This window comes from Pseudomonas sp. CAM1A (assembly GCF_047501685.1).
Classification (GTDB): Bacteria; Pseudomonadota; Gammaproteobacteria; order Pseudomonadales; family Pseudomonadaceae; genus Aquipseudomonas.
The window spans coordinates 971,387-991,677 of the sequence record NZ_JBFNXP010000002.1; the positions used below are offsets into that span (position 1 = coordinate 971,387).

A 20,291-nucleotide genomic window follows, 5' to 3' on the forward strand; every position below is an offset into this window, starting at 1 on the left:
GGTGGTACATGCTTGTAGCGGCAAAACAGGCCTCAATATTGGCCGCGCAGCGCCGATAACTGCGTAATCGACTGCCATCACCTGCCTATGACCACTCCCCAGCACTCTCAAGAACTCACGCCAGCTCCAGTCGGGACGTTGCGCCAATCGCTCAATCGTCTTTTGCCGGTCGGCCTCGCCCTGGTGGGAATCGGCCTGTCGGTCGCCCTGGGGCATCTGGATGCGCAGCGCGAGCGCAGTGAACAACTGGGCAATCTCGCGGCCCGTCTGGCGGGAATGCGCGGCGCACTGGAAGCCCAGTTGGGCGCGGCGTTTGGCCAGGCCGAAGGCATCGCCCAGTTGATCAGCGCCGACGGCGGTATCAGCCCGGCGCACTTTCACGGCATGGCCCGCGATGCCCTGCAGTCGATCCCCTACATGCGCCACATTGTGTTGGCGCCGGGGGATGTCATCGATGATGTCTATCCGATGGCCGGCAATGAGCGGCTGATCGGGCTGGACTACCGGCAACTGCCGGATCAGTTCCCGTTGCTGCAGTCGGCCCGCGAGCAGGCCCAGCCGGTGCTCGCCGGCCCGCTGCAGCTGTACCAAGGCGGGCGGGCGCTGATCTACCGGCGGCCGGTGTTCGTCACCGGCAAGCGCGGCGTGCAGTTCTATTGGGGTAATGTGTCGATCGTCGCCGATATCGACCGCTTGCTGCTCACGGCAGGGCTGCGCCCGGACACTGAGTTCGAGCTGGCCGTGCGCGGCAGTGACGGCAAGGGCGCAGAGGGTGCGCTGATCTGGGGCAACCCACGGTTGTTCGATACGCCTCAGGTGACGATGACCGTGCAGGTTCCGGGCGGCGCCTGGCAACTGGTGGCGGTGCCGCGCGGCGGCTGGTCGGGGCTGGACCTGTTCGGCTCGCCGCTGTTCCTGTTCGCCTTGAGCTGCACGGGTGTGTTCAGCCTGTTCGTCGCGCAGCTCAATCGCAAGCAGCGCCTGCTCGAGCAACGCAATCGCGAGCTGCAGCGCTACCAGGCCCAGCTCGAACGCCTGGCCCACTACGACACCATCACCGGGTTGCCCAATCGTATCCTGTTCCAGCAGCAACTGAGCACGGCCATCCTGCAGGGCCATGGCCTGGCGGTGCTGATGCTCGACATCGACGGTTTCAAGCAGGTCAATGACAGCCTGGGGCACCCGATGGGCGACCTGCTGCTGCAGCAGGCGACCGCGCGTTTCCTGCAGGAGCTCGACAGCCAGGATCGTCTCTGCCGCCTGGGCGGCGACGAGTTCGTGTTCATGCTGCAGGGCGCCCAGGGGCAGGTGAACCAGCAGGTCCGCGCCTTGCTGCGCTGCCTGCAGCGGCCATTCGACCTCAATGGCAACGCCGCTCTGGTCACCGGTAGCATCGGCCTGGCCTGGTGCCCGCAGCATGGCGAGGACGCCGACAGCCTGTTGCGCCATGCCGACACCGCCATGTACGCCGCCAAGGAGGCCGGCCGCGACGCCTGGCGACCTTATCACCCGGACATGACCGAGCGCCTGCAACAGCGCCTGGAGCTGGAGCGCAACCTGCGCCGGGCGTTGGAGCACAATGAGTTCGAGCTGTGGTACCAGCCCAAGGTCGATCTGTTCAGCGGGCAGCTGGAGGGCGTCGAGGCGCTGTTGCGCTGGCGCGACCCGGAGCATGGCCTGATCTCGCCGGGGGAGTTCATCCCCCTGGCCGAGCGCACCGGGTTGATCATCCCGCTTGGCGAGCGGGTGCTGGAACTGGCCTGCGCCCAGTTGGCCGAATGGCGTGCCAGTGATGGCCTGCCCGGGCCGCTGGCGATCAACGTCGCGGCCCTGCAGATCGAGCGCAGCGACTACGTGACCAGCCTCGCCTCGGCGCTGGAGCGCCATGGCCTGCCGGCCAACCTGCTGGAGGTGGAAATCACCGAGAGCCTGCTGATGGAAAGCCAGCAGCAGGCCTGCGCGGTGCTGGCGCAATTGCAGGCCATGGGCGTGGCCACGGCGGTGGACGACTTCGGTACCGGCTATTCGTCACTGGCCTACCTGCGCGCGCTGCCGATCGACCACCTGAAGATCGACCGTGCTTTCATCAAGGACCTGCCCGCAGACGACGACGCGGTGGCCATCGCCAGGGCGATCATCGATCTGGGGCATGCCCTGGGCTTTCGCATCACCGCCGAAGGCATCGAGACCCAGGAGCAGTACGATTTCCTGCGCCACGCCGGTTGCGACCAGGGGCAGGGTTTCCTGCTCGGACGACCGATGCCGGCCGAGGCGTTGCGCGGCTGGCTGGCCGAGAACCACGAGCGTCGGCATCGCCCGCCTGGGCGTTAGCTCGCTTCTTCCACGCCCAGGCTCGCATACCCCACCCGCGGCACTTGCCCCAGGCGCTGCTCGACCAGTGCCAGCAGCGACTCGCCGCTGGCCAGGTAGGCATCGCCGAAATCGTGCCCGCCGAGTGCGCTGGGGTGGGCCACCAGCTCCAGCACCCCATGCTCGGGGGCAAGGCCTGCCTTGAGGTCGGCCGGAGTGCAGACGAAGTCGGCGGTGCTCCCGGCGAGCTGGCGCAGGCGCCGGTTGAGCAGGCTCTTGAACACGCGCTTGGCCGGCCCGATGTTGTGCCCGACGTTGCGCGCCAGGCGGATCGGCACCCCCTGGGCGCGGGCGAAGCGGGCGACGATGACGCCCACCGGCCAGATGTTGTGTACGTGCTGGTGCGAGTCCAGGTGGCTGGGCATCAGGCCGTGGTCCAGGCAACGCTTCCATTGCGCCTCCAGTTCCGCTTCCACAGCGGCCCGCTCGCGGCGCGACAGGCGCAGGGTGCGTTGCTTCAGGCGCAGGTCGAACTCGCCATGGGGCGTGCAGAAGCGCGGCTCGGCGAGGATCGCCTGGCTCAGCGGGCGGCCATAGGTGAGGTTGAAGTGCAACCCCACCCGGCCCTTGAGCGCCGGTTGCTGGGCCAGCATGCAGGCGGTGGCGAAAGCCGGCATGTTGGCCATGGCCGTAGCCGAGCTGATCAGCCCGGCCTGGAAGGCATGCAGGATGACCGCGTTGGTGTGGGCGCTGAGGCCGAAATCGTCAGCGTTGACTATGACCTGGGATGGCATCCGGGCGCTCCTGTGGCGGGGTGGGGGCGACAATATCGGCATCCTGGCGCGGCGAACGCCTGCGCAGGCGTGGCTTGAGCCAGTGCCAGCAGCGTAGCGCCAGCCCCAGCAGCACGCCGTCGGGGCGCCAGCTGTAGCTGCTCAGGCGCCATTGTTCGACCTGGCCGGTCATGCGCTCGTGCAACTGGTGGCTGGAGTTGTCCAGGCTGACCCGAGAGGCATCGACCCACTTCCAGTCTTCGTCCAGGCCCCAGTGAATCCATTCTTCGAGCAGCACGCGGCCGCTGCCCAGGTCACGGTGTTCGGGGACGAAGGCGAGGTTGTAGTCGTAGATTCGGCCGCGCTCCAACAGGCCCAGGCGGTAACTGATACAGCGCCCGTCCAGTTCCAGCAGTACCAGGCACACCAGGCCTTCGCCGGCCAGGGCGGTGAAGGCCTGGTACATCCATGGGCGACGCTGGGCGCCGGAGAAGATGCCGACCTCGTCGTCGCCTTTCCAGCTGGTCGCTTCGACGGCGCTGATGGCGTCGAGCAGTTCACCCATGTTCTCGGGAGTGGCGACGACCCGGCGCACGCTGGCACCGCAGGCCTTGATGCGTTTGCGCGCGCGGCGCAGCTTGTAGCGCGGGTCGCCGCCGACTTCCTGGCGGTCCTGCTCGTTGATGCGATGCACCGGCACCCGGCAGGTCAGGCGCTGCTGCCAGGTGGAACTGGCGCCGGCCCACTGGCGCAGCCAGCCATCGTGCTCGGGGTTGTCCGGTACCTCGTTCAATTGCAGCAAGGCATGCGGTAGCCGCTTGCGTATGGCCTGCAGGACCTGGTCGGCATACAGCGCCGGCAGGTCGATGAGCAGGGCGATACGGTCGCTCAGCGGGTAGCCCAGGTGGCGCACCACCGGGGCGAACAGCGGGCCGAAGGGTTCGCGGCTGCGGATCAGCGGCAGGCACAGGCACAGGCGCTCGTCCTGGTAGCCGAGCAGGACCTGCAGCCGCTGGCCCGGCAGCAGGGCAGACTCGGCGGCGCGCAGCCAGCCAAGGTGGTTGAACGGCGTGCTGCCGGACAGGCGCCTGCGCAGCGCCTCGTAGTCGGCGGCGGGGAAGTCGCCGGCGCGCAGCGAGGCGCACCATTTCAGTTGCAGGCCCATGGGCTCAACCCGCCGTGGCCGAAGAGGCCGGAGCTTCCGGCTTGCGCAACGGTTCGAGGCGCGAGGCGGTGTAGCGGCTTTCGCGGAAGAACTTCCAGCGGCCGAACAGGCAGTACACGTTCATGATCCGTCCTTGTTCCTGATAACCCATGCGCAGGTGCAGCTTGAGCGCCGGAATATTGTGCTGCTCGCACACGTCCACCACCTTGGTGCAGCCCTGGGCGGCCATGGCCTTCCACAGTTCCAGCTGCAGGTCCACCGACAGCTCGGTACCCCAGTATTTGCGGATCAGCTCGCCGCCGAACTCGAAGAACTCCCCCGGCCCGACCGGGAACCAGCAACCGTAGTAGTGACGGTCGTGGTAATGGCGGCTGCTGCCCCAGATGAATGCCACGGCGTTGTTGTCGTCGTCGAGGAACATCAACCCGGTGTGGCCCTCGGTGGCCAGCTCGCGCATGGTCTCGACCCGGTCGCCGAAGTGGCGGGCGAAAGCACGCACGTTGTGCACGGTGATGTGCTCGACGCGCAGGGCGCCATAGGGCTTGAGCCGGTGCGGTGGCACCGGGCTGACCAGGTCGCGCTCCATCCACAACAGTTCCCAATGATAGAAGACGTAGTGCCGGAAGGCGCTACCGAGGGTGTCACGCAGTCCCTTGCGCTTGATGCGGTCCTGGATCTTGGTGAATGCAGTCATGGTGCCTCCTGGGCATGGCTGATCGAGGTGCGTCTCATGACGCGCTCCAGGTCAGGGCGAATACGGTCTGCCCTGGCAGTTGAAAGTGGATCTGGCCATCCGTGCAACTGAAGCTGGCGCGGCGGCTCTGGTTGTCGGGGCCGAACAGTTCAAGGTGCCCGGCGGGGCAGCCGCCGAGCGTCAGCGCCACCTGCTGCAGGCGCTCGGCCTTGTTCACCCCCAGCAGGCTGCGCTGGTGCTGGCGGGCCATGGCCAGGGCATCGACCTCGAAGGCATCGTTGTCCAGGGCCAGCACCTGGTCCAGCCAGTGGCGCTGGATGAACTGCTGGGCCAGGCCAACCGGCTTGAGTTCGTAGCGCTGGCCGCCGGCATCGCGCAGCATGCCCTTGGGCCATTCGGGCTCGTCGGCGACGTGGAACCAGTTGAGCATGTCGAGCAGGCCGTCACCGGCGGCGTTGATCACCACCGAGGTCCACCACAGGCCGGCGTAGTGGGTGTTCTGGTCGTAGGGGCTGAGGCTCGAGCCGCTGGACAGGTTGGTCTGGTCCAGCAGCAGCGCCTTGCGCGGCCGGCCCTGGCCATCCAGGCCCACCAGCGCGGCGGCCTGGCGCACGCTGTCGCGGTAGCTGCGGGTGGCCAGCAGGTCGCGGACCATCCATTCGTGCCAGGCCAGGGCGTCGATCTGCGCGCCCTGTTCGGCGAGCAGGCGCCGTGCCCAGTCGATACCGCGGCGCTGCTTGCCGTCGTCGGTAAAGGGCCCGCCGAGCAGGCGCGAGGAGGCCGGCATGGCGATGCGCACGCCGGCCTCGCGGGCGCCGGCGTAGTCGCGCACGCGTTTGGCCATGGCCTGGAAGAAATCGCGGTAGCTGGCGTAGTCGCGGTAGTTGAGATTCGGCTCGTCGGCGAAGGCCAGGTAGTGGGTGCCTTTGCCGCCGAGTGCCTTGGTCGCCTCGAGCCAGGCGCCGAGCCCATCGGTGCTGGTGCGGTCGCTCCTGAGGTCGGCGACCCGGGCGCTGCCAGCCAGCAGGGTAATGTCGTGGACAATGCCGAAGCGCTCCTGATAGAGCTTGCGCCAGGCGTTCTCGAAGTCCGGCTGGCGTTGCAGTACGTCGACGAAACTGTAGAAGCCGGCGGCCTGGGGGCGCAGGGCGTCCAGGGCGGCGAAGCTCGAGGCCGGCGGCAGCACGTAGGGCAGGGCGACGCCCAGCCGTGGGGTGGGGCCGAGCACTTTGTCACCCAAGGCCAGGGTTACCTGGCCCGGCAGTTGCGGCAACTCGCCGAGGTCTGCGGCGCGCTGGGCGAACAGGTTGGCGCTGCCGTCGAGCCAGAACGCCGCCTTGCCACTACCCTGCAGGCCAAGGCGCCAGGTTTCGTCACGGCTGCTGGCTGGCAGCGCCTGTTGATCGAAACGCCAGTAGGCGCGATAAGGTTTTAGCGGCAGCTGGATGCGCCGGCCATCGCTGAGGCGTTCGGCGAACAGGCCATGCACGCCGCCGTGGTGCTTGCCGGCCAATACTGCCTGTTCGCCGGCCTTGACCCGGAAATACAGGGTAACGCCTGGCCCGACTTCAGCGCTGAAGTGCACCTTTGCCGGGGCGAACAGCGCACGGGTGCTGTCGCCGTGCTGGACGCGATAGTCGCGGAAACTGTAGCCGGGCACCTCCAGGCGATAGGCTCCGCCGCCCGCCGCCAACGGCCAGCGTTGCTCGCCGCGTACCTGCGCGGCTTCGATGTGCCGTTCGCCGGCCAGGCGGCCCTTGCCGTCCAGCAGGTACAGACGTTCGGCGTTGGCATCGGCCTGCCAGGCGGGTTGCCACTGGATACGCAGTTCGTCGGCGCGGTCGGGGAGCAGGTACAGGCTGCCGTCGCGGATATCCCCCCACTGCACAGGCGCGGCGAACGCGCCCTGCGCCAGGAGCGCGCCGCACAGCAAGGCCGCCTTCATGCTGCCCGCCGTTGCAGCATCTGGCGCAGCGGCACCAGGTCGGCGGGCAGGATGACCAGGGTCTGGCCCAGCGGCACGCCGCTGAGGCGGCAGTACAGCACCAACATGGCCACGGTAACCGCCAGGTAGGCGATGGACGAGGCGGCGGCCGCGCCGACGATACCCCAGGCCGGAATGAGCACGATGTTGAGCACCAGGTTCAGCGCAGCACCGGCGCCCATCATCAGCGACACCGTGCCGGGGCGGTTCTTGCCCAGCAGGTCCAGGCGCAGGATGCTGGCGTAGCACAGCCCCAGCAGGCCTGGCAGCAACGCCAGCAGGGCCGGGTAAGCCGGGGCATATTCGGCGCCGAACAAGGTGACGATCAGCCAGTGGCCGATCAGCGCCATGCCCAGGCAGGCGCCGAGCATCACCGTGGCGGTCAGGCGCAGGGCCAGGGGGGTGATGCGTTCCATGCCGGCATCCTGCTGCAGCAGGCGCTTCATCAGCGGCGTGGTGACCGCCTCGGGAACGATCAGCAGCAGTTCGGCGGCGGCGCTGGCCATGGCGTAGTGGCCCAGGGCGGTGCTGCCCAGCAGGGCGCCGATGAACAGGTAGTCCGAGCGCAGGATCAACTGCTGGAACAACAGGTCGGGGTGGCTCTTGGCGCTGTAGCTGAGCAGCTCACGCTGGCCGCCACGGTCCCAGCGCAGCGCCAGCGGGTGCTGGCGGCGCAGCCACCACAGGCCCAGCGCCAGGACCAGGGCGATGCCGCACAGCCAACTGATCAGCGCCGCCTCCAGCGCCTCGTCGCGCCACATCCAGAACAACCCGAGGAACAGCAGCAGCGGCGCCAGCGACTCGGTCAGGCGCAGGGCGTTGAAGGCGCCGACGCCGCCGCTGGCGTTGTGCAGGGTCAGCAGGCCGCTCTTGAGCACGGTCATCGGCACTGCCAGCAGCAACAGCCAGGCCAGCAGGCCCAGTTGCACAGTGACCTCAAGCCCGGCGCCGAACTCGCGCACCAGGAACACGCAGGCCAGGGTCAGCACGCCGGCCAGCAGGCAACCGTAGACCAGCACCTGGGTCAGTAGCAGGCCCATGTCGCGCTGCTTGGCCGCCTGATAGCCGACCGCGCTGTTGAGGCCGCCGCTGGTGGCGGCGCTGATCAGGTCGGGCAGGGTGCTGAGCAAGGCGAACAGACCGCGCTCGCTAGGCCCGAGGATGCGCGCCAGGAGCACGTTGCGCAGCAGGCGCAGGGCGATCATCGCCAGCTTGGTGCCCATGCTCAGCGCCAGGTGGCGCAGGTAGCTGTTGCGGTTCATCAGCGGTCTCCGCGACTGATGCGCCAGGCCAGCAGCGAGGGCCGGCTGGCATTGCGCTGGCTGACGCCGATGCGCGGCAGGGCCAGCGGGTCGTCATGGCCCTGGCAGATGCCCGGGCGGGTGCTCAGGGCGTAGGGGTAGCGATGCGCGGCGACCTGGGCACGCACGCGCTCGTCATGGTCGCCGTTGGGGTAGCAGTACACCGGCAGCGGTGCGCGGCAGCCTTCGTTGAGTGCCGCATGGCTGCGGGTCAGTTCCTCTTTGAGGCGATGGTCGTCCAGGTAGGGCAACAGGGCATGGCTGGCGCCGTGCGGGCCGAAGCGCACCAGGCCGGAGTCCTCCAGGGCGCGCACCTGCTGCCAGTCCATGGCCTGGGGCAGCGATTCCGGCGGGCAGGCGTCGGTCAGTACGTGCAGGGCCTGGGGGCTGAGGCTCTTGAGGGTCTGCAGGTAGCGCGCCAGCACCAGGCTGCGGGCCTTGCTGTGGTCGTGCATGAAGTAGGCCGCAGGCAGAGGTCGGCCGAGTTTGCGCAGGCGTTCGATCAGCTGCCGCCGGGCCTCTTCGCCATGGCTGCCCCATAAGGTCTCGCCGACGCTTTCCCACCAGAAGCGCTGGCGGCTGCCGATGTAGTCGGTGGACAGGAAGATGCTTGCCGGCACCTGGTGGCGCTGCAGCAGGGGGAAGGCGTTGACGGCGTTGTCGCGCCAGCCGTCGTCGAAGGTCAGCGCCACCTTGGGGCGGCTGTCGCCGCGAGGTTCCTCGTGGCTCTGCAGCAGGTCCATGAGGCTGACGCAATCGAAATGCCGGGGCAGCCAGCGCAGCAAGCCCTCGAAGGCCCGTGGGCCGACGCACAGTTCGTTGCGGTGGGGCAACGCGGCGCTGGCGTCATCGGCCAGCACCCGGTGCAGCATGAGGATCACCCCGGCGCCACGCAGCTCGGCGCGTCCGCGTGGCGAGTTGAAATAGAACCAGCCGCTGGCCTGCTTGATATGGGTCTTGATCGGCATGTCCGTCGCTCATCGATTCTGGTCGGGGTTCCATTGGCTGTAGCTGTGCCCGCGCAGGAATTGCCACAGGCCCACGCTCATGCCGGCGAGGGTGACCAGCACGAAGGCGGCCAGGCGGAACGGGCGGGGCAAGCGCCGACGGGCGTCGAGCAGGCCGGCGATGGCGGCGGCGTAGCCGAGCAGTTGCAGGGCCAGGGTCAGGCGGTAGAAACCGGGCTCGGCGGCCAGCCACAGGTTGGCCAGCAGCAGCGGCAGCAGCAGTACCGGGGCCAGACGGCGGATCAGCTTGTGGCTGATCAGGGCGATGGCGTACAGGCCGTGGCGCGCCGGGTTGAGCAGCTCGCGGCGGGCGGCCAGGCTCAGCAGGCCACCGACGGTGACGCGTTGGCGGCGGCGGAACTGCTTGTCGGCCTCGTCCACGCCCTGGTCAAGCACCACCGCCTCGGGCACATAGACGATGCGCAGGCCCGCGGCCGGCGCGCAGGTGCTGATGAAAAAGTCGTCGTTGACCTGTTTCGGGATCGGCTGGTACAGCGGCCGGCGCAGGGCCAGCAGGGCGCCGTCGGCCGAGACCATGCAGCCGGTGCGGTTCTCCACCTTGCGCACCCAGGCTTCGTAGTGGCGGTACAGGCTGTCGCCGATGCTCAGGCCCTTGCCCGGATCGGGAATGATCATGTGCCCGGCAGTGCCGCCGACCTGCGCCTCGGCGAAGGGCGCCAGCAGCAGGCCGAGGGTGTCGGTCGACCACTGGTTGTCGGCGTCGGTGAACACCAGCAGGTCGCCGGTGCACACTTGCACGGCACTGTTCAACGCCCCGGCCTTGCCCAGGCGTGGCAGGTCCAGCACCTGCACCCGTGGGTCGCCCAGGGCGCGGGCCAGGGCCACGGTACGGTCGCTGGAGCCGTCGCTGGCCACCACTACCTGCAGCTCGGCGGCTGCGTAGTCCTGGCCGAGCACGCTGGCAAGCTTGGCTTCGATATGCCGCTCTTCATTGTGCGCGGCGATCACCACGCTCACCCGCTGCGGTGGCAAGGGCGAATGCGTGCGACGGGCAAAGAACGGTGCGGCCAGGGTCAGCAGCAGGGGATAGCCGACCCAGGCATATAACGGCAGCAACAGGCATAGCCAGAAAATGAACTCAGCCACGGGCGGGCCTCCTTGCGGTGCGGTTGAACAGGCTGAGGATGAACGCCGCGCCGGCCAGGTGCAGGCGCAGCCAGTGCAGGCCCCAGAGCTGCAGGGTGAGCAGCGGGTCGCGGTGCCTGCGGCTCTGGCGCAGGCTCAGGAGCAGCGCGGGCAGGGCGCTGACCACCAGGAAGAACAGGGCGACATGCGGGAAGCCGTCGAGCAACGCCGACAGGGCCATGGCGTCCAGCACCCAGGCGCCCACCGAGAGCATCGGGAAGCGCAGCAGGCGCAGGCTCACGCCATGGCTGCGCAGCAACTGCAGGTGGCTGCCCTGGCGCCACATCTCCTTGCCCAGCCATTCGCGCCAGTTGGCTTCATAGCCCCAGTGCAGCACCGCAGGTTCGCGCAGCACGCGAAGGCGCGCACCGGCTTCATGCAGGCGCAGGGTGAAGTCCTTGTCCTCACCGGTGCGCAGGCGCTCGTCGAAGCCGCCGACCTGCTCGAACCAACTGCGCCGCATCAACAGGTTGGGGGTGGGCAGCCAGGTGCAATCCTGCACCGTCTGGCCGGTGCGCAGGGTGCGCCGTTGCCAGGCCTGGGCGAACCACGGCGCGTGGCGCGGGGTGTCGCAGTCCAGGGCGAAGACATCGCCTTCGCCACGGCGTTGCAGGTCCAGCAGCAGGTCCAGCCAGTGTTCCGGGACCTCGATGTCGGCATCGAGGAAGGCCAGCCAGTCGCCTTGGCTGGCGTTGACGCCGGCATTGCGCAGGGCGCCGATGGCCACGCCCGGCACGCTCAGCACCTGGGCGCCGTGGGCGCGGGCGATCGCCGGGCCGTCGTCGCTGGAGCCGTTGTCCACCACGATCAGCTCGCAGGCCAGCCCCGCCGCGCTGGCCGAGCGCCGGGCGGCGTCGAGGGTGCGGCCGATATGGCGCGCTTCGTTGAACATCGGGATGACGATACTCACCCGGCTCATCGGGCCACCTCCACGGGCTGCTGCTCACGTGCCTGGCCGAGCAGCACGCTGGACAGCGCCAGCATCAGCCACAGGTACTTGTGGCTCGGGGCGCTGAGGAACATCAGGAACAGGCCGATGGCGAGCATGCTCATGGTCAGGTGGGTCATCAGGTCGGCGCGGTCCGGGTCGCCGGCCGCGCGGAAGGCGGCGCGCGCCTGCCAGAAATTGCGCAGGGCCAGCACGATCATGCCGACGAACAGCAGGCCCGCCGGCAGGCCGACTTCGCTGAACAGCTCCAGGTAGGTGTTGTGGGCGCGGCGGTAGAGGTCGGTGGTCTTGCTGTTGACCGGGGCGAAGGCCTTGGAGAAACCGGTGTCGGCGTAATGCAGCGGGAAGGTGCCGGGCCCGGTGCCGAGCAGCGGGCTGTGGCTGATCATCTCCTTGCCCACCACCAGGTAGGAAGCGCGCCGCCCCAGCGATTCGTCCTGGTGCGCGTTGACTCCGGACTTGAGCAGCATCAGCGACTGGATGCGGTCGGCGTAGCCAGCGGGCATCAAGGCGATGCCCAGGGGCAGGACAATGGCCAGGCCGAGCATGGCGAAGCCCAGGTGGCGCGGGCGGATGCGCGTCAGCTGTTCGCGGTAGTTGTGCAGCACGATGCCCAGGCTGATGAGCAGCACCACCAGCCCTGAGCGCGACTCGGTCTTGGTCATGCCCACCAGCAGCAACAGGCAGCAACCGGCCCAGAACAGCTTGACCGGGATCTGCCGCGCCTTGATCGCCAGCCACAGCCCCAGCGGCATGGCGATGGTGATCAGCAGGGCGAAGGCGTTGGGGTCGAGCATGGCCGAGGCGCGGCCCTGCTCCTGGTATTTGGTGGAGAAGATCGCGAACAGACAGGTCACGCACACGCTGACGGTGATCAGCCGCGCCAGCAGCGGCAGGTTTAGGTCGCGACCGACCAGCAGGGTGATGACGAACACCACCAGGCCCACCAGCAGCTCACGCAGGTGTCCGCCCGACAGGGCCAGGTCGTCGCTGGCCCACAGGCTCAGCAGGTACAGGGCCATGAACGGTAGCAGCAGGCGCCACTGGTTGCTGCGCAGGCGCTCGCCGGGGAGTTGGCGCACTGCCAGTTGCAGGCTGAGGATCAGCACCAGGCCGATGCCCACCAACTTGGCGCCGGACACCAGGCCGTCCTTGAGCAGCCCCTCCAGCGGCACCAGGGTGGCGATCGCCAGCAGGCCCCAGGCCGGCTTGCGGTACAGCACCAGCACGCCGGCCAGACCGATCACGCCGCCGGGTGCCAGGAACGGGTAGGGGCTGGCCAGCAGACCCAGGCTCAGCAAGGCCACCAGGGCGATCAGCGACAGGGGAATGATCATGCGACAACCTCCTCGGCCGTGCCCCGATACACTTGGGCCCAGCGTTGTGCCAGGGTTGGCAGGTGGTAGCGTTGACGTTGAGTCTGGCGGGCCCGGGCAACCAGTTCGTCGGCCTGCTCGGGGTCTTGCAGCAGCGCTTCGAGATGCTCGCCCAGTTCGGTCGTGGCCAAGGGGCGGGCGAGCAGGCCGTTGTGGCCGTGCTCGATGACGTCGGGGATGCCGCCAACACCGAAGGCCACCACCGGCACACCGTCCTGCATGGCTTCGAGCAGGATCATCGGCGTGCCTTCGGTGCGCGAGCTGATGACCAGCGCATCCAGGCGTTTCATCCAGGCGCGCATGTCACGCTGGAAACCCGGCAGGGTAATGCGCTCGCCCAGCCCGGCAGCGTCGATGCGCTGTTGCAGGGCCTCGCGCTCAGGGCCTTCGCCAAGCATCACGGCGTGGACCCGGGGTTGGCGCTGACACACCGGGATCAGCGTGTCGAGGAACAGGTCAGGGCCTTTTTCGCTGGACAGCCGGCCGACGTAGGCAGCGAGCCAGGGGGCTTTATCGCAGTGGCGAGGGTCTGCTGTGGGAGCGGGCTTGCCCCGCGACGGCGATGTCAAATCTGACAGCGTATCGCGGGGCAAGCCCGCTCCCACGAAACCCGCTCCTACGCCACCTTGCAGGTCATCCTTGGTGTGCTCGGGCAGCCCATTGGGAATCACCTGTAGCTTGGCCGCAGGCACGCCGGCATCGCGGTGGATGCGGGCGATGCTCTCGGCCACGCATACCACCGTGTCCACCGTCGGCGTGCGGCACAGCTGCAGGCTCAGCCAGGTGTAGAAGCGCTGCTTGCGGCTGCGCGGGGTAAAGCCATGCTGGGTGCTGACCATCGGCAGGCGCCACAGGGTGGCGCCGATCCAGCCGAACAGCTGGCCCTTGAAGTTATGGCTGTTGACCATTGGACGTTCACCGCGCTGCGCGCCAAGCACCTTGAGCACCGCCCCCAGACCGCGGCAGGTATCGCATTCGACACCCGCTTCGCGAAAGCGCGCCACCAGTTCGGCCGGGGCATCGAGAAACAGCACCCGATGCCGCCCAGGGGTCGCCTGGCAGTGGTCCAGGAGCATGCGCTCGGCGCCGTAGAACCCGCCGCTGCTGAGCAGGTGCAGGATCGGCCGGCCGGTGTGCAGCGCGGCGTTCAATTGCGCACCCAGTGCCACAGGCGTGGCAGCGACCAGCTCTTGTGCGGGTTGGGCAGCGCCGGGGTCTGGTCGTTGATCACCAGCAGCACCGGCAGGCCCAGCTCGTGGCTGATCTGCGCCGGATGCTTGAAGCGGTGGTCGAAGAACTCCCTGACGTAGACCACGGCAATCGCCAGCAGCAGGCCGGTGACCAGGCCGAACGGAATGATCAGGCCGGGTTTCGGGAAGCTCGCCGCGGTGGGCTCGTAGGGGGCGCTGAGGATGCGCGCGTTGGACTGGCTGCCATCGAGCAGGCCCTGGACACGGCTTTCCTCGTAGCGCTGGGCGTAGGTGGAGAAGGCCTTGTGCAGGGCATCGATCTCGGTGTCCAGCTGGCGGGTCTTGCTCTGGGTCTCGCGCAGCTGGAGGATGCGCTTGCTGTAGTCGGCGATGCGCTGGGTCTTCTGCTCGATCACCTGCTGGGTCACGGCCAGGTCCTGCTGGCGTTCACGGATGCGGTTCTCGACGATCTTGAGGAACTGCGCGCGCAACTGGGCGATCTGCTGCCGGGCCATCACCATCTGGTCGGAGCCTGGCTGGAACACCGTGGCGTCACCGTTGTAGCGGGCCAGCTGGGTGGTCAGCTGCTCGCCGAGCTGCTTGATCTCGCGGTCCTCGAAGGCGACGTTGTCGACCGTGGTGGTGAAGGTGTAGGGGAAGGCGTAGTCGGCCATCTTCGCCTTGTTGGCCGCGGCCAGGCTGCTTTGCAGGTAGTCCAGCCACTTCTGGTTCTGCAATTGGCGGTCACGTTGCAGATTGAGTGCCTGCTCTTCGGTGTTGATGGCGTTGAGGCGGAAGGTGATCTCCTCCTTGGGATCCGACGAGCCGATGGCGGTCAGCAGGCCCAGGCGCTGGCTTTCCAGGTCGCCCAGGCGGGCCTGGTAGTGCAGCTTCTTCTGCTCGTAGAAGGCCTCGGGCAGTTCGTTGGACTGCAGGTCCTGGCGGTTGGCCAGGAAGTTTTCCAGCAGGCGGCTGACGAACAGCGTGCCCAGCTTCGCGTCATTGGCGCTGTAGGTGATGGAGATCACGTTGGAGCCGGGCAGGGTCTCGACCTTGAGGTCCTTGACCGCCTGGTCGGTGAGGGTGTCGAGCTGGGTGTCGCGATCGTCCGCCACGCTGTTGCCGAACAGCCGGTGCAGGGGCTCGATCACCGCGTGACGCAGCGGGTCGAGCACGGTGCGCCGCAGCAGGCCGGGCTCATCCGGATAGTGGCCCTCCTTGCGCAGCTCGCCGATGGTCTGGCGAATCAGGGTGGGCGAGCGCAGGATGTTGCTCTCGGTCTCCATGTCGGCCAGCGACGGCGGGATGAACTGGTCGGCCTGCTGGCTGAGCGCCGAAGTGGTGTCGCTCTGCGAGAGTTTCTTGGACTGCACGATGACTTCGGCGGTGATGTCGTAGCTCTGCTTGAGCACCAGCGGCAACAGCACGGCGATCACCGCGAACACCAGGAACACCCGTTTCACCAACTGGCGGTTGGCGAAAAAGATGCGGAAGAACTCATGCACATAGTTTTCTTTCGGTTGCGTGATCATGGTCCGTCCCCCGGTCAGTCGTCGCTTTCTTTGTTGTCGACGCGGTAGCTGAAGCTGAAGCCGAAGCCCTGGAACAGCACCACGTCGGCCAGTTGCCGGGACAGCTCGGCGGCGCTGGCGAGCTTGGTCTTGGGCACGTAGAGCATGTCTTCGGGCTGCAGGTAGGCGAGTTTCTGGCTGCCGCCGGAGAGCGCCTGGTCGACGTCGTAGTTGACCGCGTGCACGGTGTTGCCCTCGCGACGCATGATCACCACCGAGCCGAGCTTGGCCTTGAGGGTCGGGCCGCGAGCCAGGGTCAGCGCCTCGAGCACGGAGATGGGGCGGCGGATCTGGAAGGCGCCGGGCTGGCCGACTTCGCCGAGCACGTAGATCTCGTTGGCGGCGGTGGACTTGAGCAGCACGTCCACGCTCATGCGGCCCGGCAAGCTGGCGTAGCGTTCGTTGAGGTAGTCACGCAGCTGGTTGACGGTCATGCCCTGCAGCGGCACCGAGCCGATTTCCGGGAAGGTGGCGCGGCCGTCATTGCCCACGGTGATGTCGCGGCTCATGCCGGTACCGGGGTGGCTGAGGGCGTTCTTCAGGTTGACCTCGTCGGTCATCGGGCTCATCACCCGCACGGTGACCTGGTCACGGTTGGGCTTGAACACCCGCTTGTCCTGGTAGGCCTGGCGGATGGCGCTCTCGGCTTCGCCCGGGGTCATGCCCTCGACGCGCACCGCGGCGTTGGTGCTGGGCAGGGTGATGGTGCCGTCGGGCTGCACCAGCTGGTTGCCGTTCAGTCCGCTGGCGGCCATGAAGTTCAGGTCCAGGGTGTCACCGGACTGGATGCGGTAGGCCCCGGCCGAACGGTTGCTGACGTGGAAGATCACTTCCAGTACGTCCTGCGGGCGCAGCACCTGCTCGCGGCGGGCGACTTCGGTGGCCTGGCTTTCGGCGGGGGGCGCGGTGAGTATCTGCACCGGCATCTCGCGGTTTTCCTGGCTGGCGCAGCCGGCCAGGGCCAGTACGCACAGGGCAATCGAGGGATATCTCATGGCGTTCATCCTGTGCGGCCTCTCAGAGATTTTCGTACAGCCACTTGGGCATGTAGTACTTGCGCTTGTTGAACACGCTGCCGATCAGGCGCGCGCCGGCCTGGGTCAGGCGCTGGCTGGCGGCCTGGGCGACTTCCCAGCGGGTCTCCTCGGCGCACACCACCAGGATCACGCCGTCGACCAGGGTGCCGATCACCAGGCTGTCGGCGCTGGCGTAGATGGCTTCGCCATCGATCACCACGAAACGGTACTGGTTGCTCAACTGGTGCAGCAGCACGCGCAACTGCTCGGGGTCGAGGCGGTCGCGGCCGCGTTTCCAGGTGCCCACCGGCAGCACGTCGAACGGCTGGTCGGACAGGCGCACGATGCAGTCCTGGGCCAATGGCGGGGTGTCCTGGTTGAACAGCAGGTCGCTGTAGCCGCGCAGCTTGGCCAGGCCCAGTTGCTGGCTGAGGCCGCCAGGTGTCAGGCTGGCATCGATCAGCAGCACGTTGCCGGCACTCATGAGGGCCAGTTGGCTGGCGAAGGCCAGGGCGCTGGTGCTGGTGCCGCTGCCGGTGTTGGCCGCGGTCAGCAGCAGGGTGCGCTGGTCGAGGTCGAGCACGGTGGCGGTCAGGTTGGTCTCGCTTGGGGTAGCGATCGTCAGGCTTCTCGAGGATGAACCGTCCATCTCAGCTTGCTCCGTGGCCAGTGAAGACTTTGAACGGGGTCTTGAGCAGGATCTTCAGGTCCAGCATCAGGCTCTGTTCGTTGATGTAACTCAGGTCCAGCTCCACACGTTGGTCGAAATCGATGTTGCTGCGCCCGGAGATCTGCCACAGGCCGGTCATGCCCGGGTAGATCGACAGCCGCGCCAGGTGGTTGTCGTGGTAGCGGTAGGCGTTAAACGAAGTGGGGCGCGGGCCGACCAGGCGCATGTCGCCGGTGACCACGTTGATCAGGTTGGGCAGCTCGTCCAGGCTGCTTCTGCGCAACCAGCCGCCGACCGAGGTGATGCGCGGATCCTTGTCGATCTTGAAGTCGATGGCGTCGGCGCCATGCTTGTTCAGGTGGCGCACCGAATCCTTCAACGCCTCGGCGTTGGCCACCATGGTGCGGAACTTGAACATGCCGAAGGCGCGGCCGCGGTAGCCGGTGCGTTTCTGCACGAAGAACACCGGGCCCGAACTGGACTGCTTGATCAACAGCGCCAGCACCAGGAACAGCGGCGACAGCAGCAGCAGCAGGGTCAGCGCGGCCAGGCACGACAGCACGCGGTTGGTGCGCGAAAGGGTCCAGGGGCGACCACCGACGCGGCCGGTGATCCAGCCGCGGCCCTGCATGTGGATGGCGGCATCGATGCGCTGCCGGTGCGCCGGGTCCATGCGTTTGTCCTGGTACAGCGCCTGCAGTTGCGCGCTCTTGGGTTGTCCTGTCATACCGCCCTCCGTTGATCTGGCTGCTCACCCGTGGGCGCCGCTTCGCTGGCGGCGGGCGAGTAGTAGCTCTTGAACCAGGCGACGAAGCGCCTGAGCCCCTCATCGAGGCCTATCTGTGGGGTGAATCCGGTGACCCTGGCCAGGGCGCTGGCATCGGCGCAGGTGGCCAGGACATCGCCTGGTTGCAGCGGCAGCAGTTCGATCACCGCGTTGCGCTGCAGGTGTTTCTCCAGCAGCGCCAGGTAGTCGAGCAGCTCCACCGGACGCTGCCCGCCGATGTTGTACAGCCGCCACGGCGCATGGCTGCTGGCCGGGTCAGCAGCCAGCGCATCCCACTGCGGGTTGGCGACCGGAGGCAGGGGGATCAGCCGTACCAGGCTCTCGACGATGTCGTCGATATAGGTGAAGTCGCGTTGGTGGCGGCCATGGTTGAACAGCTGGATCGGCCGCCCTTCGCTGATTGCCCTGGCGAACTGCATCGGCGACATGTCCGGGCGGCCCCACGGGCCGTACACGGTAAAGAAGCGCAGGCCGCTGCAGGGAATGCCGTACAGGTGGCTGTAGCTGTGGGCCATGGCCTCGTTGGCCTTCTTGGTGGCGGCATACAGCGACAGCGGGTGGTCCACGGCGTCTTCGACCCGATACGGCGTTTGCTGATTGGCGCCGTACACCGAACTGGACGAGGCGTACAGCAGGTGCTGGACCGGGTGCCGGCGGCAGCCTTCGAGCACGTTGAGGAAACCGGCCAGGTTGCTGTCCAGGTAGGCCTGCGGGTTCTGCAGCGAGTAGCGCACGCCGGCCTGGGCCGCCAGGTGCACGACTATTTCCGGACGTTCGCTGGCGAACAGCCGAGCCATGCCGTCGCGGTCGCCCAGGTCCAGGCAATGCAGCGGTAAATCCCCCGCTGTCTGGCGTACCCAGTGTACGCGGGCATGCTTGAGCGCCGGCTCGTAGTAGTCGTTGAAGTTGTCCAGCCCCACCACCTGGTGCCCTTCGAGCAACAGCTGGCGGCAGGTGTGGGCACCGATGAAACCGGCCGCGCCGGTGACCAGCACTTTCATGGTGCATCCGCCTGCGGGCTGACCTGGCGCAGGCCGATACCGCTGTAGTGCAGGCCATGGGCCGCCACCTGTTCAGGGTTGTACAGGTTGCGGCCATCGACGATCACCCGCGCGCGCAGCTTGCTGGCCAACATCGAGAAGTCGACCACGCGGAAGTTCTTCCACTCGGTGCAGATCACCAGGGCGTCGGCGTCCTGCAGGGTGTCGTCGCGGGTGGCGCACAGTTGCAGGTCGTCGCGGTAGCCGTACAGGCGCCGGCATTCGTCCATCGCTTCGGGGTCATAGGCGCGCACCGTGGCGCCTTCGGCCCACAGTGCTTCCATCAGGTAGCGGCTGGGCGCTTCGCGCATGTCGTCGGTGTTGGGCTTGAAAGCCAGGCCCCAGAGGGCGATGGATTTGCCCGCCAGGCCGCCGAGGCGCTGCTTGAGCTTGGCGAAGAGGATGCGCCGCTGCTGGTCGTTGACCTCGCTGACACTCTGTAGCAGGCGCAGCGGCATGCCACTGTGGGCGGCGGTGTGCAGCAGGGCCTTGATGTCCTTGGGGAAGCACGAACCGCCGAAGCCGCAACCGGGGTAGATGAAGTGGTAGCCGATGCGCGGGTCGGAGCCGATGCCGCGGCGTACCGCTTCGATGTCGGCGCCCAGGTGTTCGCTGAGGTTGGCCAGCTCGTTCATGAAGCTGATCCGGGTGGCGAGCATGGCGTTGGCGGCGTACTTGGTCAGTTCGGCGCTGCGGTTGTCCATGAACATCAGTTTTTCGTGGTTGCGGCAGAACGGGGCGTACAGTTCGGCCAGCTGGTCATGGGCGACTTCGTCAAGGGTGCCGACGATGATCCGGTCCGGGCGCATGCAGTCGGCCAGGGCGCTGCCTTCCTTGAGAAACTCGGGGTTGGACACCACGCGTACCTGTAACTGGCCCTTGCCCAGGCGCTGCAACTCGTCGCGGGCCAGCGCCATGACCTTGTCGGCGGTGCCCACCGGCACGGTGGACTTGATGATCAGGGTGTGGTCGGTTTCCATCAATGCGGCGATCTGCCGGGTGACGTTGAGCACATGGGTCAGGTCGGCCGAACCGTCCTCGTCGGGTGGCGTGCCGACGGCGATGAAGATCAGCTCGGCATGGCTGACGGCATCGCTGGCCTGGGTACTGAACAGCAGGCGACCTTCCTTGATGTTGTCCTCGAGCAAGTCCGACAGGCCCGGCTCGCTGATCGGCGGCACGCCCTGACGTAACTGGTTGATCTTGTGGGTATCGACATCCACGCACAGTACCCGGTGACCTACGTCCGCCAGGGCTGCTGCCTGTACCAGTCCTACATAACCGGTGCCAAAAACGCTCACGTCCATGCGCG

General features: G+C 67.4%; 17 protein-coding genes. 1 reads left to right on the forward strand and 16 read right to left on the reverse strand.

The features are described 5' to 3' along the window. The first annotated feature begins 87 nt into the window (after positions 1-87). On the forward strand, positions 88-2,331 hold the full coding sequence (locus ABZO33_RS08185) for a putative bifunctional diguanylate cyclase/phosphodiesterase (RefSeq protein ID WP_414535619.1): 2,244 nt from the start codon (positions 88-90) through the stop codon (positions 2,329-2,331). Here ABZO33_RS08185 and ABZO33_RS08190 read toward each other — a convergent pair. Genes ABZO33_RS08190 through ABZO33_RS08265 form a run of 16 tightly spaced genes read right to left on the reverse strand, consistent with a single transcriptional unit; the run spans position 2,328 to position 20,286 of the window. Continuing rightward, on the reverse strand, positions 2,328-3,104 hold the full coding sequence (locus ABZO33_RS08190; protein ID WP_414535620.1) for a ChbG/HpnK family deacetylase: 777 nt from the start codon (positions 3,102-3,104) through the stop codon (positions 2,328-2,330). The two genes, ABZO33_RS08185 and ABZO33_RS08190, sit on opposite strands and share 4 nt — an antisense overlap. After that, positions 3,076-4,248, reverse strand: coding sequence for a GNAT family N-acetyltransferase (locus ABZO33_RS08195; RefSeq protein WP_414535621.1), 1,173 nt, complete (start codon positions 4,246-4,248; stop codon positions 3,076-3,078). The genes ABZO33_RS08190 and ABZO33_RS08195 overlap by 29 nt, the downstream gene beginning before the upstream one ends. A gap of 4 nt (positions 4,249-4,252) precedes the next feature. Next, positions 4,253-4,942, reverse strand: a complete 690-nt coding sequence (locus tag ABZO33_RS08200) for an N-acetyltransferase family protein (RefSeq protein ID WP_414535622.1) — start codon at positions 4,940-4,942, stop codon at positions 4,253-4,255. A gap of 34 nt (positions 4,943-4,976) precedes the next feature. Next, positions 4,977-6,887: a hypothetical protein gene (locus tag ABZO33_RS08205; protein WP_414535623.1), complete on the reverse strand. Its 1,911-nt coding sequence runs from the start codon at positions 6,885-6,887 to the stop codon at positions 4,977-4,979. Further along, on the reverse strand, positions 6,884-8,188 hold the full coding sequence (locus ABZO33_RS08210; protein WP_414535624.1) for an oligosaccharide flippase family protein: 1,305 nt from the start codon (positions 8,186-8,188) through the stop codon (positions 6,884-6,886). The genes ABZO33_RS08205 and ABZO33_RS08210 overlap by 4 nt, the downstream gene beginning before the upstream one ends. After that, positions 8,188-9,195, reverse strand: a complete 1,008-nt coding sequence (locus ABZO33_RS08215; protein ID WP_414535625.1) for a polysaccharide deacetylase family protein — start codon at positions 9,193-9,195, stop codon at positions 8,188-8,190. The genes ABZO33_RS08210 and ABZO33_RS08215 overlap by 1 nt, the downstream gene beginning before the upstream one ends. Positions 9,196-9,204: 9 nt before the next feature. Next, positions 9,205-10,341, reverse strand: a complete 1,137-nt coding sequence (locus tag ABZO33_RS08220) for a glycosyltransferase (RefSeq protein WP_414535626.1) — start codon at positions 10,339-10,341, stop codon at positions 9,205-9,207. Next, positions 10,334-11,299 carry a glycosyltransferase gene (locus ABZO33_RS08225; RefSeq protein ID WP_414535627.1) on the reverse strand — a complete coding sequence of 322 codons (966 nt, stop codon included), beginning with the start codon at positions 11,297-11,299 and terminating at the stop codon, positions 10,334-10,336. Before ABZO33_RS08225 ends, ABZO33_RS08220 begins: the two co-directional genes overlap by 8 nt. Beyond that, positions 11,296-12,666: an O-antigen ligase family protein gene (locus ABZO33_RS08230; RefSeq protein ID WP_414535628.1), complete on the reverse strand. Its 1,371-nt coding sequence runs from the start codon at positions 12,664-12,666 to the stop codon at positions 11,296-11,298. Before ABZO33_RS08230 ends, ABZO33_RS08225 begins: the two co-directional genes overlap by 4 nt. Beyond that, positions 12,663-13,856 carry a glycosyltransferase family 4 protein gene (locus tag ABZO33_RS08235; protein ID WP_414535629.1) on the reverse strand — a complete coding sequence of 398 codons (1,194 nt, stop codon included), beginning with the start codon at positions 13,854-13,856 and terminating at the stop codon, positions 12,663-12,665. The genes ABZO33_RS08230 and ABZO33_RS08235 overlap by 4 nt, the downstream gene beginning before the upstream one ends. Continuing rightward, entirely contained in the window at positions 13,853-15,427 is a 1,575-nt protein-coding gene (locus ABZO33_RS08240; protein ID WP_414535630.1) for a GumC family protein, read from the reverse strand. Before ABZO33_RS08240 ends, ABZO33_RS08235 begins: the two co-directional genes overlap by 4 nt. Before the next feature lie 14 nt (positions 15,428-15,441). After that, a complete protein-coding gene (locus ABZO33_RS08245; protein WP_414535631.1) occupies positions 15,442-16,461 on the reverse strand; it encodes a polysaccharide biosynthesis/export family protein in 1,020 nt (339 codons plus the stop codon). A gap of 22 nt (positions 16,462-16,483) precedes the next feature. Next, complete coding sequence (locus tag ABZO33_RS08250; RefSeq protein WP_414535632.1) at positions 16,484-17,131, reverse strand: CpsD/CapB family tyrosine-protein kinase; 648 nt, start codon at positions 17,129-17,131, stop codon at positions 16,484-16,486. A gap of 1 nt (position 17,132) precedes the next feature. Continuing rightward, a complete protein-coding gene (locus tag ABZO33_RS08255) occupies positions 17,133-17,879 on the reverse strand; it encodes a sugar transferase (RefSeq protein WP_414535633.1) in 747 nt (248 codons plus the stop codon). Continuing rightward, positions 17,876-18,940 (reverse strand): NAD-dependent epimerase, encoded by a 1,065-nt coding sequence (locus tag ABZO33_RS08260; RefSeq protein WP_414535634.1) that lies wholly within the window; start codon positions 18,938-18,940, stop codon positions 17,876-17,878. Before ABZO33_RS08260 ends, ABZO33_RS08255 begins: the two co-directional genes overlap by 4 nt. Continuing rightward, complete coding sequence (locus ABZO33_RS08265) at positions 18,937-20,286, reverse strand: UDP-glucose dehydrogenase family protein (protein WP_414535635.1); 1,350 nt, start codon at positions 20,284-20,286, stop codon at positions 18,937-18,939. Before ABZO33_RS08265 ends, ABZO33_RS08260 begins: the two co-directional genes overlap by 4 nt. Between the last annotated feature and the right edge of the window lie 5 nt (positions 20,287-20,291).